General features: G+C 72.1%; 16 protein-coding genes. 7 read left to right on the plus strand and 9 right to left on the minus strand.

Annotation, left to right across the window (positions count from 1 at the left end; translation table 11 throughout):
- The first annotated feature begins 89 nt into the window (after positions 1–89).
- The gene (locus AC07EG_RS03630; RefSeq protein ID WP_478251430.1) at positions 90–707 is read left to right on the plus strand and encodes a TetR/AcrR family transcriptional regulator; all 618 of its coding nucleotides are present in this window, start codon (positions 90–92) and stop codon (positions 705–707) included.
- Here AC07EG_RS03630 and AC07EG_RS03635 read toward each other — a convergent pair.
- Genes AC07EG_RS03635 through AC07EG_RS03660 form a run of 6 tightly spaced genes read right to left on the minus strand, consistent with a single transcriptional unit; the run spans position 694 to position 5,075 of the window.
- The gene (locus AC07EG_RS03635) at positions 694–1,401 is read right to left on the minus strand and encodes an urease accessory protein UreD (protein WP_478251431.1); all 708 of its coding nucleotides are present in this window, start codon (positions 1,399–1,401) and stop codon (positions 694–696) included. The two genes, AC07EG_RS03630 and AC07EG_RS03635, sit on opposite strands and share 14 nt — an antisense overlap.
- Positions 1,398–2,102 carry an urease accessory protein UreG gene (gene ureG / locus AC07EG_RS03640; protein WP_478251432.1) on the minus strand — a complete coding sequence of 235 codons (705 nt, stop codon included), beginning with the start codon at positions 2,100–2,102 and terminating at the stop codon, positions 1,398–1,400. The genes AC07EG_RS03635 and ureG overlap by 4 nt, the downstream gene beginning before the upstream one ends.
- Positions 2,092–2,757: an urease accessory protein UreF gene (locus tag AC07EG_RS03645; RefSeq protein ID WP_478251433.1), complete on the minus strand. Its 666-nt coding sequence runs from the start codon at positions 2,755–2,757 to the stop codon at positions 2,092–2,094. The genes ureG and AC07EG_RS03645 overlap by 11 nt, the downstream gene beginning before the upstream one ends.
- Entirely contained in the window at positions 2,757–4,469 is a 1,713-nt protein-coding gene (locus AC07EG_RS03650; protein ID WP_478251434.1) for an urease subunit alpha, read from the minus strand. The genes AC07EG_RS03645 and AC07EG_RS03650 overlap by 1 nt, the downstream gene beginning before the upstream one ends.
- A 2-nt stretch (positions 4,470–4,471) precedes the next feature.
- Positions 4,472–4,762: an urease subunit beta gene (locus tag AC07EG_RS03655; RefSeq protein WP_478251435.1), complete on the minus strand. Its 291-nt coding sequence runs from the start codon at positions 4,760–4,762 to the stop codon at positions 4,472–4,474.
- Between the two features lie 10 nt (positions 4,763–4,772).
- Complete coding sequence (locus AC07EG_RS03660) at positions 4,773–5,075, minus strand: urease subunit gamma (protein WP_478251436.1); 303 nt, start codon at positions 5,073–5,075, stop codon at positions 4,773–4,775.
- Between the two features lie 244 nt (positions 5,076–5,319).
- Here AC07EG_RS03660 and AC07EG_RS03665 point away from each other — a divergent pair, with 244 nt between their 5' ends.
- The gene (locus tag AC07EG_RS03665) at positions 5,320–6,462 is read left to right on the plus strand and encodes a citrate synthase 2 (protein WP_478251437.1); all 1,143 of its coding nucleotides are present in this window, start codon (positions 5,320–5,322) and stop codon (positions 6,460–6,462) included.
- Here the strand turns inward: AC07EG_RS03665 and AC07EG_RS03670 are convergent.
- From AC07EG_RS03670 to AC07EG_RS03680, 3 genes are read right to left on the minus strand one after another with little or no spacing between them, the layout of a single operon-like run.
- Positions 6,423–7,049, minus strand: a complete 627-nt coding sequence (locus tag AC07EG_RS03670) for a TetR/AcrR family transcriptional regulator (RefSeq protein WP_478251438.1) — start codon at positions 7,047–7,049, stop codon at positions 6,423–6,425. The two genes, AC07EG_RS03665 and AC07EG_RS03670, sit on opposite strands and share 40 nt — an antisense overlap.
- Before the next feature lie 17 nt (positions 7,050–7,066).
- Complete coding sequence (locus AC07EG_RS03675; protein ID WP_478251439.1) at positions 7,067–8,779, minus strand: SDR family oxidoreductase; 1,713 nt, start codon at positions 8,777–8,779, stop codon at positions 7,067–7,069.
- Between the two features lie 29 nt (positions 8,780–8,808).
- Positions 8,809–10,293 (minus strand): MFS transporter, encoded by a 1,485-nt coding sequence (locus AC07EG_RS03680; protein ID WP_478251440.1) that lies wholly within the window; start codon positions 10,291–10,293, stop codon positions 8,809–8,811.
- Between the two features lie 64 nt (positions 10,294–10,357).
- Here AC07EG_RS03680 and AC07EG_RS03685 point away from each other — a divergent pair, with 64 nt between their 5' ends.
- The 5 genes from AC07EG_RS03685 to AC07EG_RS03705 all read left to right on the plus strand — a co-directional run bounded on the left by AC07EG_RS03685 (position 10,358) and on the right by AC07EG_RS03705 (position 14,448).
- Positions 10,358–10,957 carry a TetR/AcrR family transcriptional regulator gene (locus AC07EG_RS03685; RefSeq protein WP_478251441.1) on the plus strand — a complete coding sequence of 200 codons (600 nt, stop codon included), beginning with the start codon at positions 10,358–10,360 and terminating at the stop codon, positions 10,955–10,957.
- Between the two features lie 80 nt (positions 10,958–11,037).
- On the plus strand, positions 11,038–11,877 hold the full coding sequence (locus AC07EG_RS03690) for an ABC transporter ATP-binding protein (protein ID WP_478251442.1): 840 nt from the start codon (positions 11,038–11,040) through the stop codon (positions 11,875–11,877).
- Positions 11,874–12,683 (plus strand): ABC transporter permease, encoded by an 810-nt coding sequence (locus AC07EG_RS03695; RefSeq protein WP_478251443.1) that lies wholly within the window; start codon positions 11,874–11,876, stop codon positions 12,681–12,683. Before AC07EG_RS03690 ends, AC07EG_RS03695 begins: the two co-directional genes overlap by 4 nt.
- Complete coding sequence (locus tag AC07EG_RS03700; protein ID WP_478251444.1) at positions 12,644–13,834, plus strand: sensor histidine kinase; 1,191 nt, start codon at positions 12,644–12,646, stop codon at positions 13,832–13,834. The genes AC07EG_RS03695 and AC07EG_RS03700 overlap by 40 nt, the downstream gene beginning before the upstream one ends.
- Positions 13,831–14,448, plus strand: a complete 618-nt coding sequence (locus tag AC07EG_RS03705; RefSeq protein WP_478251445.1) for a response regulator transcription factor — start codon at positions 13,831–13,833, stop codon at positions 14,446–14,448. The genes AC07EG_RS03700 and AC07EG_RS03705 overlap by 4 nt, the downstream gene beginning before the upstream one ends.
- Positions 14,449–14,593 lie beyond the last annotated feature (145 nt).

The following is a 14,593-nucleotide window of genomic DNA, read 5'->3' on the forward strand; positions in this document are numbered from 1 at the left end:
GGAATTCCGAAAATCAGGATTTTCGCAATGTAGGCGGCCCGGTATCATTTGGCAATCGGCGTTACCGAAATTCACCGGTTGGAGGTCGGGTGGTTCGCACCTATGGCGGCATCGCGCCCGAGCAGCGCCGCGCCGAGCGCCGGGAGAAGCTGCTCGCCGCCGCGCTGGAGCGGTTCACCGCCGACGGTTACGCCCAGACCAAGATCGCCCGCCTCTGCGCCGAGGCCGGCGTGTCCACCCGCAACTTCTACGAGGAGTTCAGCAGCAAGGAGCAGGTGCTGCTGACCCTGCACGCCCGCATCAACGAAGCCGCCTACGAGCGCGTCGGCGCGAAGCTCGACGAACTCGGTGAGCTGGACGCCGTCACCCGGATCACCGCCGCGCTGGACGTCTTCGTCGCCACGGTGACCGCCGATCCCCGCCTCCCGCGGCTCAACTACGTCGAGGCGGTCGGCGTCAGCCCCGAACTCGAACGCCAGCACCAGGACTGGGTCAGGCGCTGGGCCGAGTTCATCGCCGCCGAAGCCGAGCGCGCCGCACAGCACGGCCTCGCGCCGGTCCGCGACTACCGGCTCACCTCGATCGCGCTCGTCGGCGCGGCCACCGGCCTGCTCCGCGAGTGGCAGGCCCACGAACCCCCGCTCCCGGTGGCGGACGTCTCCGCCGAGCTGAAGGACCTCATGCTCGCCGCGATCACCCGCAGCTGAGCATTCGCTCGGCCTCCACGGTGCTGTCGGCGAGCGCCGTGACCAGCGCACCCCCGCCGGCCAGCGGACTGACCGACCACCACTGGCCACCCCCGGCGGGCACCACCTCGCCGGAGCAGCGGATCTCCGTCGCCAGCACCCGGTGACCAGCCAGGAAGGCCAGGCTCGCCCCCAGTGCGGGGTCACCGGCGTCCAGCGTCTGCCGCAGCACCGGGCGCCCGTCGCGCACCACGTGCTGCGTGGTGCGCAACCGCCCCGGCGCCTCGCCCTCACGCCCGAGCACCAGCACTTCGCGGGCCCGGAACACCGCGTCACCAGCCAGCGAAACCCGCAGCTCGGTGGTGTGCCGCGCCCGGCCGGTGACCACGGTCGGTTCGGGCAGGTACTCGAACCACCCGCCCGCCTCGACCACCACCTCGACCACCGACGAACTCGCCTCCCCGTGCGGTCCGGGGAGTGCGAGCGTCGCGGCCAACCCGGACAACGTCAGCCGCGCACCCGCGCCGACCCGCACGCACAGCCGGAGTTCGTCGCCACCGAGCGGCGAGGTCGCCGAATTGACCAGGTGCACCAAGGCGTCCCTGGTGAACCGCCGTCGCGGGAACAGGGTGAGCGGGGCCATCGACCGCAGCTCCCGCAACACCGTGCGCCCGGCGGGGTCCAGCTCGGCGACCAGCCGCGCGGTGGCCTTCACCCCGCGCTGACCGGCAGCAGCGACCGCACCCAGCCGGCCACCGCCGGTGCGTCCGGGGTGTCCACGAGGGACTGCGTGATCACCGGCAGCTCACCGCGCATCCGGTGCGCGTCCGAGGTCATCACCGCCATGTCGGCGCCGACCAGGGGGGCGAGGTCGATCTTGTTGATCACCAGCAGGTCGGCGGTGGTCACGCCGGGACCACCCTTGCGCGGCACCTTGTCACCGCCGGCGACGTCGACCACGAACACCTGGCTGTCGGCCAGGCCGCGGCTGAACACCGCGGTCAGGTTGTCACCACCGCTCTCGATGATGATCAGGTCGAGGCCGGGGAACCGTTCCTCCAGCCGTTCGGCGGCGTCCAGGTTCGCGGTGATGTCGTCGCGGATCGCGGTGTGCGGGCAGGCGCCGGTCTGCACCGCCTCGATCCGCTCGGGGTCGAGCACGCCCGCCCGGCGCAGGAAGTCGGCGTCTTCGGTGGTGTAGATGTCGTTGGTCACCACGGCCAGGTCCAGCTCGCCGCCCAGCGCCCGGCACAACGCGGCCACCAGCGCGGTCTTGCCGCTGCCGACCGGGCCGCCGATGCCGATCCGGTACGGCCGCCCGTCCATCGACTCGGCCGGGAACTGGTCCGGTTCGGTGGCGGTGGGATCGAAGTTGACCGGGTGCACGTGACCGTGTCCGTGTCCGTCAGCTGGCAAAGAGACGCACCTCTTCCTGGTGTCCGCGCGCGTGCGCTTCGGCGAGCAGGTCCAGCGCCGGTGCGCCCGGCGCCGGGAGTTCGGCGGGGTGCGCCCCCGCGACGGCGGCGGCCGCGGCGGCGACCGCGTGCAGTTCCCCGGACAGCCGGGCCACCACGGCGTTCACCACGAACGGGTCCAGCCCGAGCAGCCGCACGGCCGCGCTCGCCGGGCCGCTGACCGCCAGGTAGGCCACCGCCAGCGCGGCGTCCTCCGGACCGCCCCCGGCGATGCCGGTGAGCGCGCCGACCGCGATCGGGTGGTGCGGGCGCGGGGTGACGCGCAGCAGTTCGTCGAGCACCGGCGACGGCCAGGCGACCTTGCCCGCGCGCACGGTCCCCCGGCCCTGCGCGCGTGAGGATTCCCGTTGCGCCGCGGAGGGGGTGCGGGCGTCGAGTTCGGCGTCCAGCAGTGCCCAGTCCGGCTGCCGGGTGGCCGCGGCGGCGAACGAAGCCGCCAGCACACCCGCCGTCCGCAACCGTCCACCGAGGAAGGCGGGCAGGTCGCGTTCGGTCCGGACCAGTTTGCGCACCACGGTTTCCTCCAGGCCACCGGAGTGCACGTGCCCGCCCCCGGGGAACCGGGAGTCCGCCACGAGCAACGCCGCTGCGTTCATCAGAACAGGAAATACCGTTGGGCCATCGGCAGTTCGCCGACCGGCTGCGGTTCGACCAGTTCCCCGTCCACGTGCACCGCGAAGCTGTCCGGGTCCACCCGGATGTCCGGCAGCGCGTCGTTGAGCACCATGTCGGCCTTGCCGCGGTTCCGCGTGTTCGCCACCGGCACCACCCGGGCGGCCAACTGGGCCCCGATCCCGGCCTCGACCGCCTCCGGCGCCACGAAGGTCAGGCTGGTCTCCGCGGCCACCGCCGGTGAAGCCCCGAACATCGGCCGGGCCAGCACCGGTTGCGGGGTCGGGATGGACGCGTTGGCGTCACCCATCGCCGCCCACGCCGCGAACCCGCCCTTGAGCACCACGTGCGGCCGCACCCCGAAGAACTTCGGTTCCCACAGCACCAGGTCGGCCAGCTTCCCGACCGCCACCGAACCGATCTCGGCGTCCATGCCGTGCGCGATCGCCGGGTTGATCGTGTACTTGGCGACATAACGACGAGCCCGCAGGTTGTCCGCCGCGCCGTCGCCGGGCAGCGCACCCCGGCGGCGCTTCATCACGTGCGCGGTCTGCCAGGTGCGGATGACCACCTCGCCGATCCGGCCCATCGCCTGCGAATCCGAACTCATCATCGAGATGGCGCCGAGGTCGTGGAGCACGTCCTCGGCGGCGATGGTGGTCGGCCGGATGCGGCTTTCGGCGAAGGCGAGGTCCTCGGGCACCGACGGGTTGAGGTGGTGGCAGACCACCAGCATGTCGAGGTGCTCGTCGAGGGTGTTGGCGGTGTGCGGGCGGGTCGGGTTGGTCGACGACGGCAGGATGTTCGGCAGCCCGGCCACCCGGATGATGTCCGGCGCGTGCCCGCCACCGGCGCCCTCGGTGTGGTAGGCGTTGATCGGCCGCCCGCCAATGGCGTCCACAGTGGACTCCAGGAACCCGGCCTCGTTCAGCGTGTCGGTGTGGATGGCCACCTGCACCCCGGATTCGCCCGCCACGGTGAGGCAGGCGTCGATCGCGGCGGGCGTGCTGCCCCAGTCCTCGTGCAGCTTGAACCCGCCCGCACCGGCCACGAGCTGCTCGCGCAACGCCTCGGCGCGCACGGTGTTCCCCTTGCCCAGCAACAGGACGTTGACCGGCAGCTGGTCCATCGCCCGCAGCATCCGGCCGAGGTTCCAGGCCCCGGGCGTGACCGTGGTGGCCTTGCTGCCCTCCGCCGGGCCGGTGCCGCCGCCGACCAGCGTGGTCAGCCCGGCGGCCAGCGCGGTGTCCACCAGCTGCGGGCAGATGAAGTGCACGTGGCAGTCGATGCCACCGGCGGTGAGGATCTTCCCGTTGCCCGCCAGCACTTCCGTGGCCGGGCCGAGCACCAGCGCGGGATCGACCCCGTCCATCGTGTCGGGGTTGCCCGCCTTGCCGATGCCGACGATCCGGCCGTCGCGCACGCCGACGTCGGCCTTGACCACGCCCCAGTGGTCCAGCACCACCGCCCCGGTGATCACCAGGTCGGGTGCGCCCTCCGCGCGGGTCGCCAGGCCCTGGCCCATCGACTCGCGGATCACCTTGCCGCCGCCGAAGAGCACCTCGTCACCGGAGGCCGGCCCCATGCTCCGGTCCTCGGTGACCTCGACCAGCAGGTCGGTGTCGGCCAGCCGGATCCGGTCGCCGGTGGTCGGGCCGAACAGTTCGGCGTACCGCTCGCGGTCGATCCGGGCCACGGTCAGTCCCCCCGCAGTCCGGGGACCACCCCGCGCCCGGCGATCGGCACCAGCACGACCTCGCGTTCCACGCCCGGTTCGAAGCGCACGGACGTACCGGCCGGGATGTCCAGCCGCCGACCGGCGGCCCGTTCGCGGTCGACCTCGAGCGCCGGGTTGACCTGGGCGAAGTGGTAGTGCGAGCCGACCTGCACCGGGCGGTCGCCGGTGTTGCGCACCCGCAGCACCACGCGGTCCCGCCCGGGGTTCAGCTCGACCGGCTCGTCGCCGGTGATGATCTCTCCTGGCCGCACGCGCGCTCCTTCAGACGATCGGATCGTGCACGGTGACGAGCTTGGTGCCGTCCGGGAAGGTCGCCTCGACCTGCACCGAATCGACCATTTCCGGAATGCCGGGCTGCACCTGCTCCCGGCCGAGCACGGTCCGCCCGCTGGCCACCAGTTCGCTGACCGTGCGGCCGTCCCGAGCGCCTTCGAGCACGTGGTCGGTGATCAACGCGACGGCTTCGGGGTGGTTCAGCTTCACCCCGCGCGCCAGCCGCCGCCGGGCCACGTCCGCGGCCACGTGGACCAGCAACTTGTCGCGCTCCTGCGGCGAGAGGTGCATGCCCAGAGGTCTACCACCGCGCACCCCGCCGGACCGGTTCCCGAAACACAGGATTTACGTCCAGGACACCCGATCTTCTGAATCGTTCTCGTAATCGTGACCGAAACCACGACTTCTTTCGATTGCTCCCGGCCGGTTACAGGAGGATGGTTTGTCCATCGCGCGATGGGGCGCAAGTGCCGTCCCCTGCCGCGCCACGCACGCCAAATCATTCGGGGAACGCGCATCGAAAGGTTCCGTCAACGTGACGACAGCGCCGGTATCACCAGCACCACCCGCACCCGTGGCGGACGACGGCTTCCGCCCGGGGCTGGAGGGCGTGATCGCCTTCCGCACCGAGATCGCCGAACCCGACCGGGACGGCGGCGCGCTGCGCTACCGCGGGGTCGACATCGAGGACCTGGCAGGCAAGGTCAGCTTCGGTGACGTCTGGGGCCTGCTCGTCGACGGCCGGTTCGGCCAGGGCCTGCCGCCCGCCGAAGCCTTCCCGATCCCGGTGCACACCGGCGACGTCCGCGTCGACGTGCAGGCCGCGCTGGCCATGCTGGCGCCGATCTGGGGTTACCAGCCGCTGCTCGACATCAGCGACGAAGAGGCCCGTGACCAGCTGGCCCGCGCGTCGGTGATGGCGCTGTCCTACGTCGCCCAGTCGGCACGCGGGACCGGGCAGCCCGCCGTGCCGCAGGCGCGGGTCGACGAGGCGTCGACGATCACCGAGCGGTTCATGGTCCGCTGGCGCGGCGAGCCGGATCCCGCGCACGTCAAGGCCGTGGACGCGTACTGGGTCTCGGCGGCCGAGCACGGCCTGAACGCCTCCACCTTCACCGCCCGCGTGATCGCGTCGACCGGCGCGGACGTGGCGGCGGCGCTGTCGGGCGCGATCGGCGCGATGTCCGGGCCGCTGCACGGTGGCGCGCCCGCGCGCGTGCTGCCGATGATCGCCGAGGCCGAGCGCACCGGTGACGCGCGGGCCGTGGTCAAGGGCATCCTCGACCGCAAGGAGCGCCTGATGGGCTTCGGCCACCGGGTCTACCGCGCCGAGGACCCGCGGGCCCGGGTGCTCCGCCGGACCTGCCGCGAGCTGGGTGCCGAGCGCTACGAGGTGGCCGCCGCGCTGGAGCAGGCCGCGCTGGCCGAGCTGCGTGAGCGCCGTCCCGACCGCGCGATCGAGACGAACGTCGAGTTCTGGGCCGCGGTCATCCTGGACTTCGCCCAGGTCCCGCTGCACATGATGCCCGCGATGTTCAGCTCCGCCCGCACCGCCGGCTGGGCGGCGCACATCCTGGAGCAGAAGAAGACCGGCCGCCTGGTGCGCCCGTCGGCCGAGTACGTCGGCCCCGGCCCGCGTCAGCCGGAAGAGGTCGAGGGCTGGGACTCGGTCAGGTAGCTCATCGCGGCCGCGGAGGGATCGTGCACCGCGGTCACCGCCAGCATCGCGACGAGCTGGTCCACCAGCCAGGTGTCCAGCTCGTCGCGGGCCGGTGCGCCCCGCTGCAGCAGGCTGAGCAACGCGTTCTCCACCACCGCCGTCCAGCAGCGCAGGGTGACCAGCAGCATCGGTGACGGCTCGGCCACCCCCGCCTCGGTGAGGATGAGTTCGACGGCGCGGTTGCGCACCTGGTCGACCAGCGCCTCGGTTTCCGAGGTGGCGATCACGGATCCGCTGCGCAGCAAGGCGAGGTAACCCGCGCGGTACTCCTCCGCCACCGCGATCAACCCGCGCACCACGGCGCGCAACCGGTCCAGCGGCGCGCCTTCCGCCCCGGTCACCAGCCGGTCGATCAGGCCGTCGGTGACCGTGCGCAACGCGGCCACCTGGAGTTCGCGCACGCTGGAGAAGTAGCGGTAGAACAGCGGCCGGGACACCTCCGCCCGCGCCGCGATGTCGTCCACCGAGACCTGTTCCGGCGGATTGGTGCTGAACAGGTCCAGCGCCGCGGTGATCAGGTCCACCCGCCGCGCTTCACGCGACATGCGCCGGGGTTTGCGGGTCACTTCGGCGTGAGGTCCAGTCTCGCGGCCGCCCGCAGCACGCCCGGCGTCAGCCTGGACAGCACCAGTGCCGCCTTCGCCTCCGGGGTGGACGGCGCGACCGCCGTGTTCTGCTCCACGGCGCGCAGGATATCGCGTGCCACCTTCTCCGGGCCGAAGCTCCGCTTGGCGTACAGGCTGGTGCTGCGGCGCTGCCGCCGCCGCTGCTCCACTTCGTCCACCCCGACGAACCGGGTGCGTTCGGTGATGCCGGTGTGCACCACGCCGGGGCAGATCGCGGTCACCGCGATGTTCTCCGCCGCCAGCTCCGCCCGCAGGCACTCGCTGAGCATCAGCACCGCGGCCTTCGAGGTCGAGTAGGCGGGCAGGATCTTCGACGGCACGTACGCCGCCATCGACGCGAGGTTCACGATGTGCCCGCCCTCGCCGCGGTCCACCAGCTGCTCGGCGAACACGCGGCAGCCGTGGATCACACCCCAGAGGTTCACGTCGAGCACGCGTTCCCAGTCGTCCACGCCGGTGTCGAGGAACGGGCCGGACACGCCGATGCCCGCGTTGTTCACCACCACGTCCGGTACCCCGTGCTCGGCGCGCACCGCCTCCGCGAACGCCCGCACCGCTTCGCCGTCCGAAGAGTCCACTGTGTAGTGGTGCCCGCGCACCAGCCTCGCGGTCTCCTCGGCGGCTCGCGCGTTGATGTCGGTGACCACCACGTCGGCACCCGCACCGGCGAACGCCTGCGCGGTGGCCCGGCCGATCCCGCTGCCCGCCCCGGTCACCACCACGAGCTGGTGCGCGAAGCGGCCGCGTGGTTCGGCGGTCACCCTCGCCCGCGCGAGCGCCCGCGGCTCCGGCGCGCCTTCGACGTGCTCGACCAGTTCGGTGGCCGCGCGGGCGATCAGGCCCGGTTTCGACCGGACCACCCAGTGCGAACCGGTGATCCGGCGGACCCGCAGGTCCGGCACCCAGCGCTCGATCTCGGTCTGCATCGGGGTGCTGACGAAGCCGTCACCGGTGGGCGCGAGCACCTGCACCGGCACGCTCGCCTTCCGCGGTGCCGGGCGCCCGAGGCGGGACAGGATGTTCGCGCGGTACAGCTCGAGGCCGTGGATGCCGTCGGAGACCTCGGGGGCCTTTTCGGCGGGCTCCAGCTTGGCGATCAGTCGGCGCATCAAACCCGTGCGCCACCACAACTCCGGCAGCAGCGGGAGCTGGAACGCGGTGATGTACTGCGAATGCAGCAGCTGGTGGAGGGCGTTGCGCAGGCGCTTCGGCGTCGGCCGGGTCAGCTGCGCGCGGAACCAGGCGCCGGCGTGGTCCAGGCTGGGACCGGAGATCGAGGTGAACGAGGCGATCCGGCCCGGGGCCCAGTCGCCGGTCACCGCGTGCCACGCCTGGATCGAGCCCCAGTCGTGGGCGAGCAGGTGCACCGGCGCGTCGGGGCTGACGGCGTCGGCGACCGCCGCGAGGTCGGCGGCGAGCTGGTCGAGCCGGTAGGCGGCCCGGGCCTTCGGCTTGTCCGACTCCCCGGCGCCCCGGACGTCGTAGACCACCACGCGGTAGAGCCCCCGCAGCTCGGTGGCGACTTCGTCCCACAGCGAGCTGTTGTCCGGATAGCCGTGCACCGCCAGCACCACCGGCGCGTCCGCGGGCCCGGATTCCCGCACCGAAAGCCGCACGCCGTCGCCGGCCGTCACCCACCTGTGAGACATCTCGTCATGTTAGACAGATTGTCAGCAAGTCAGCCATCCCTCTTCCGGAGGAGGGCCCAGCCGGTCCAGACCGTGTCCACCAGGAAGACCAGGCACCAGATCCGGCCGGCGTCGAGCAGCCAGTGACCGCTGTCGTTCAGGATGAAGTCCGGGTCGGTGCTGCCCAGAGCCGCCAGTGGCCAGCTGTACCCGGCGATCGCCAGGCCGGCCTGCGCCACGGCGAAGACGGCCGCGTGGATGGCCCAGTTGCGCCAGCCACCCCCCTTGCGCCGCTTCTCCGCGTCTTCCGGCGCTGGATCGGGTGCGGGCCGGGGTTCAGGCCGGGATGGCGGCTTCGGCTCGGCTTCCGGCCGCGGAGTGGTCACCACTTCCACCGGCCGGTCGGTGACACCGATCCTGGCCACCGCCTTCGGCACCAGAACCGAGGTGAGCAGCAGCAGCCCCGCCGCGCCAAGGCAGGCCACCCACCAGCCGTCCCCGGCGGAGTAGAGCAGGCCGGCGGTGAACGCGCCGATCGTCGCGCCGAGCAGGGTGGCGCCCTCGTAGATGCCCATGCCGCGACCCAGGCTCACCCCCGCCGCCTCGGCGACGATGGCCTGCTCCACCGGCACCGCCGCGGCGAACGCGACCGCCGACAGCACCCACAGCACGGCCAGCACCGGCGGGTTCGGCGCGAACGACAGCGCCGCCGCGAACAACGCGCTGCTCACCATCGCCAGCGACAGCACCTTCCGGCGCCCGACCCGGCGCACCACGCGGTGCAGGTGGTCGGGCAGCACGCTGTAGACGATGAACCCGGGCAGGAACACCGCGGCGATCTCACCCAGTTCCAGCTGGTGACCGCGTTGCAGGTGCATGAGCAGCAGCAACGCCACCCCGGCTTCGGCCAGCGCGGTGACCACCACGATGCCGAGCATCGGCCACATCCGCCCGCCCAGTTGCCGGAACTTGGGCGCGTCGTCCGGCAGCGGCGTGCGGTTGGACGACGTCGACCCCAGCACCACCGCGGCGATCAGGCAGGCCGCGGCACCGAGCGCGAAGACCCCGCGGTAGTCGATGCGCGCGACGAGCGGGATCGCCACCACGAAGGCGATCCACGTCCCGGTGCCTTCGGCGGCGAACAGCTTGCTGAACGCACCGTCGTCCTCGCCGATCCGTGCCCCGACCCGGGCGCGGAGCGCCACCCAGAACAGCGCCCCGCCCGCGCCACCGAGCACCGCCGCCCCGTAGGCGCACGAAAGCACCGGCGTCACCGCGTACACCACAAAGGACAGTCCATACAGGACAGCGCCGAGCGCGGCCAGCCGACCGCGGTCGAACCGGTCGGCGAGCGCGCCGGCCACCGGCCGCACGGCGAACGACACCAGCGTCTCCAGCGCGGTCAACGCCCCCACCTCGGCCGCCGACGCGGCCAGGTGACTGCCCGCCCACAGCGGCAGGAAGAAGTCCAGCACCTCGGCCGGCCCCCTGGTGAGCCCGGCGGCCAGCCGGTCGCGTTTCGCCGCGGCGGTCATCCCATCCCCCCTGGTTTGAGAATACGACTGTATCCTAAACCTGCCGTCAAGGTACGGTGGCACCGTGCCCAAGGTGGTCGACCGAGCCGAGCGCAAGCGTGAGATCGCCGCCGCGCTGCTCACCCTCGTCGCGCGCGAAGGCATCGAGGCGGTGAGCATCCGCGCGGTCGCCGCCGAAGCCGGGATCTCCGCCGGCGCGGTGCAGAAGTACTTCGCCACCAAGGAAGAAATGCTGCGGGAAGCCTTCGACCTGACCGGGCTGGTGCTGGTCGAACGCTGGCGCGAAGTCGACACCACCGGCCCGATCCTGGACGTGCTGCGGCGGTACGCCCTCGCCGCGCTGCCGCTGGACGCGCAGAGCCGCTCGGAGCTGCTGGTGGTGCTGGCGTTCACCGCGCAGGCGGCCACCCGGCCCGAGTGGGTGGCCAAGCTGCGTGCGGACTACGCGTGGACCACGGACGTGACCACCCGGTTCATCCAGCACGGGCAGCAGAACGGCGAGTTCCGCACCGACCTGCCCGCGGTGCGCCTGGCCGAGCTGGTGATCGCGCTGACCGAGGGCCTGGCCAGCCGCATGCTGCACGCCGAACCCGGTGGCGACGTGCACACCGGCCTGCTCGCCTCGCTCGACCTGGCCCTGCGGGAACTGCTCGCCCCGCGCTGAGCTGTCCACCGATCGGCGGACAACCGCGTTCCACCCGCCGGTCGTCCCGCCCGCGCCCGCCGTCGACCAGGCTGAACGCCATGGGAGTTGCGGTTCAAGTGCGCGGATTGCGCAAGGAGTACCCGGGCCACACGGCCGTCGACGGCCTCGACCTGGACATCGAGCAGGGCGAGGTCTTCGCGCTGCTCGGGCCGAACGGGGCGGGCAAGACGACCACGGTGGAGATCCTGGAGGGGCACCGCCGCCGGACGGCGGGCGAGGTCAGCGTGCTCGGCGTCGACCCGGCACGCGGTGACCGGACCTGGCGGGCGCGGCTCGGCGTGGTGCTGCAGACCGCGACCGACGCGGCCGAGCTGACCGTCGCCGAGTCGGTGCGGCACTTCGCGCGCTACTACCCGCGGCCGCGGGACGCCGACGAGGTGATCAAGCAGGTCGGGCTGACCGAGAAGGCGGGCACCCGGGTCAAGTCGCTCTCCGGCGGGCAGCGGCGGCGGCTGGACGTGGCGCTCGGCATCATCGGCCGCCCCGAACTGCTCTTCCTCGACGAACCGACCACCGGCTTCGACCCGGAGGCCCGCAGGCAGTTCTGGGAGCTGATCCGGCTGCTCGCGCTCGACGGCACGACGATCCTGCTCACCACCCACTACCTCGACGAAGCCGAGGCGCTGGCGGACCGCGTCGCGGTGATCGCGCGCGGGCGGATCGTCGCCGAAGGCACCCCGGCGACGCTGGGCGGGCGGGCCGGCGCCGAAGCGACCGTGCGCTGGGAGGACGGCAGCGGCCCGCAGGAACGCCGCACGGCGACGCCGACCGCGCTGGTCCGCCGGCTCTCCGCTGGGGGTGGGGAGCTGGCGGGGCTGACCGTGACGCGGCCCAGCCTGGAGGACACCTACCTCGAGCTGATCGGGCCGCGGTCATGACCGCGGTCGCGCTGCCGAGCACGCTGTCGATCGGGCTGGCCAGGGGAGCCGCCGAACTGCGGCAGTTCTTCCGGCAGCGGGAATTCGTCGTCTTCACCTTCTCGCTGCCCGCGTTCCTGCTGGTCCTGCTCGGCTCGATCTTCGGCGAGACGCTGCCGGGCACGTCGATCACCTCCAGCCAGGTCTTCGCGGCCAGCATGGTCGGCGCCGGGATCATCTCCACCTCGTTCGTCACCATGGGCACCGGCGTCGCGCTGGACCGCGAGGACGGCACGCTGAAGCGCCTCCGCGGCACCCCGATGCCCGCGACCAGCTACTTCATCGGCAAGCTGATCCTGGTCGCGGTGGCGAGCCTGGCCGAGGTGATCGTGATGCTGGTGGTCGGCACGGTGCTGTTCGACGTGCGGTTGCCGTCGGACCCGGTGGACTGGTTCACCCTGTTCTGGGTGTTCACCCTCGGCGTGATCGGCTGCGGCATGCTCGGCATCGCGGTCAGCGCGGTGGCCAAGGGCGTGAACGGGGCGTCGGCGGCCAGCCAGATCGTCTTCCTCGGGCTGCAGTTCACCTCCGGGGTGTTCGTGATGATCTCGGAGCTGCCGTCCGCGATGACGGCGGTGTCGTCGTTGTTCCCGGTGAAGTGGATCTGCCAGGGCTTACGCTCGGTGTTCCTGCCGGACGAACTGGCGGCGTACGAATTGGCGGGGAAATGGGAACTGGGCCTGACGGCGGGGGTGCTGGGCGCGTGGTGCGCGGCGGGGCTGGTGCTGTGCCTGCTGACCTTCCGCTGGAGCAACCGGTCGAACTGAAGCTGCTGCGGTACTGGGAGCTGTTCTACCTGTTCGCGCTGGTGGCCACGCTGATCGCGGTGCACCTGCAGGACGAGCAGCCGGTGCCGGAGCGGATCGGTGCCTCGGCGCTGCTGCTGGCCGGGTTCGGCTGGTACTGGTGGTTCGGCCACCGGTACCTGGCCCGGTCGGCGGGTGAGGTCGCGGTGGGGATCGGCGCCGTCGCCGTGACCGGGGTGCTGGGCTGCTTCTTCGGCGCGCTGCTGCTGGTGCCGACCGCCGCCTGGATCACGCCGTCGGTCATCTCGCAGGTGTTCTGGCTGCTGCCGCTGCGTGCCTCGGTGCCGGTGGTGGTGCTGGTGAGTTTTGTGCCGGGCATGCTGTCGCTGAGCTACGAAGGCGACTTCACCGAGCAGCTGGCCACCACGATCCCGGCCGGGGTGATCTTCTGCGCGCTGGCGTTGATGCTGGGGTTGTTCATCCACCGCATCGCGCAGCAGAAGGAGGACCAGGCGATCCTGATCGAACGGCTCGCGGCGAGCCGGTCCGAGGTCGCGCGGCTGTCGCACGAAGCGGGGACGGCCGCCGAACGCGAGCGGCTGGCCAGGGAGATCCACGACACGCTCGCGCAGGGGTTCACCAGTATCGTGGCGCTGGTGCAGGCCATCGAGTCCGAACTGGACACCGATCCGGCGGCGGCGCGGCGGCACCTGGAGCTGACCGCGCGGACGGCGCGCGAGAACCTCGACGAAGCGCGTTCCATGGTGGCGGCCCTGACGCCGTCCGCGCTCGCCGCGGGTTCGCTGGCCGATGCCGTGCGACGGCAGGCGGAGCGGTTGGCGGCCGAGACCTCGCTCGTGGTCTCGTGCCGGGTCGACGGTGCGTTGCCGAAACTGCCGACCGCGGCGGAAGTCGTGTTGCTGCGGGCCACCCAGGAGGCACTGCACAACACGCGGCGGCACGCGCACGCCACCAACGTTTCGGTGGCTCTGTCCGTTGTGGACGGATCGGTGCGGTTGGTGGTGCAGGACGACGGCGTCGGCTTCGACGCGGCGAATGTCGGCTACGGCCTGGCCGGGATGCGGGCGCGGGCCCGCGAGGTCGGCGGCTGCCTTACCGTCCACAGCGGAGAATCCGGGGGAACCGAGTTGGTGGTGGAGGTGCCCGCGTGATCCGGATCCTGCTGGTCGACGACCATCCCGTGGTGCGGGAGGGGTTGCGCGGCATGCTCGACAACGAGCCGGACCTGACGGTGGTCGGGGAGGCGGGTTCGGGCGACGAGGCGGTGGCGCTGAACCGGGTCAAGGCGCCGGACGTGATCCTGATGGACCTGCGCATGCCGGGCCTCGACGGCGTCGGGGCGACGCGGCAGATCCTGCGCGCCGACCCGTCCCGGCGGGTGGTCGTGCTGACCACGTACGAGACGGACGCCGACATCCTGCGTGCGGTGGAGGCGGGGGCCGCGGGTTACCTGCTGAAGGACGCTTCGCGGGCGGAGCTGGCGGGGGCGATCCGGGCGGCTGCGCGGGGTGAGACGGTGCTGGCGCCGTCGGTGGCGGGGCGGCTGGTCAAGCAGGTGCGGACGCCGTCTTCTCCTGGCCTTTCGCCGCGGGAGGTCGAGGTCCTGCGGTTGGTCGGGCGGGGGCACACGAACTCGGAGATCGGGCGGTTGCTGCACATCAGCGAGGCCACGGTGAAGACGCACTTGCTGCGGGTGTTCGGGAAGCTGGATGTCTCGGATCGAACGGCGGCGGTGACCACGGCGATGGGGATGGGGTTGCTGTGATGGCGGGTTGTGGTCGGGGCCACCCCGCTTTTCTAGTGTGACTACGGCGAAGACCGGGTTTTGGCTGCGGATCGGGGTGGGGCGGGGGATGTGGGTGGTTCCCTGGGTCGGGTAGCCCGGGTCGCCTCCGGGGGCCGAGGGTGGC

The organism is Amycolatopsis sp. NPDC045836 (genome assembly GCF_056431745.1).

Bases quoted from the DNA above. Each gene is read 5' to 3' on its own strand.
- AC07EG_RS03645 (WP_478251433.1), bottom strand. From the start codon at position 2,757: ATGAACGCAGCGGCGTTGCTCGTGGCGGACTCCCGGTTCCCCGGGGGC.
- AC07EG_RS03660 (WP_478251436.1), bottom strand. From the start codon at position 5,075: ATGCACCTCTCGCCGCAGGAGCGCGACAAGTTGCTGGTCCACGTGGCC.
- AC07EG_RS03670 (WP_478251438.1), bottom strand. From the start codon at position 7,049: ATGTCGCGTGAAGCGCGGCGGGTGGACCTGATCACCGCGGCGCTGGAC.
- AC07EG_RS03675 (WP_478251439.1), bottom strand. From the start codon at position 8,779: ATGTCTCACAGGTGGGTGACGGCCGGCGACGGCGTGCGGCTTTCGGTG.
- AC07EG_RS03680 (WP_478251440.1), bottom strand. From the start codon at position 10,293: ATGACCGCCGCGGCGAAACGCGACCGGCTGGCCGCCGGGCTCACCAGG.
- AC07EG_RS03690 (WP_478251442.1), top strand. From the start codon at position 11,038: ATGGGAGTTGCGGTTCAAGTGCGCGGATTGCGCAAGGAGTACCCGGGC.
- AC07EG_RS03695 (WP_478251443.1), top strand. From the start codon at position 11,874: ATGACCGCGGTCGCGCTGCCGAGCACGCTGTCGATCGGGCTGGCCAGG.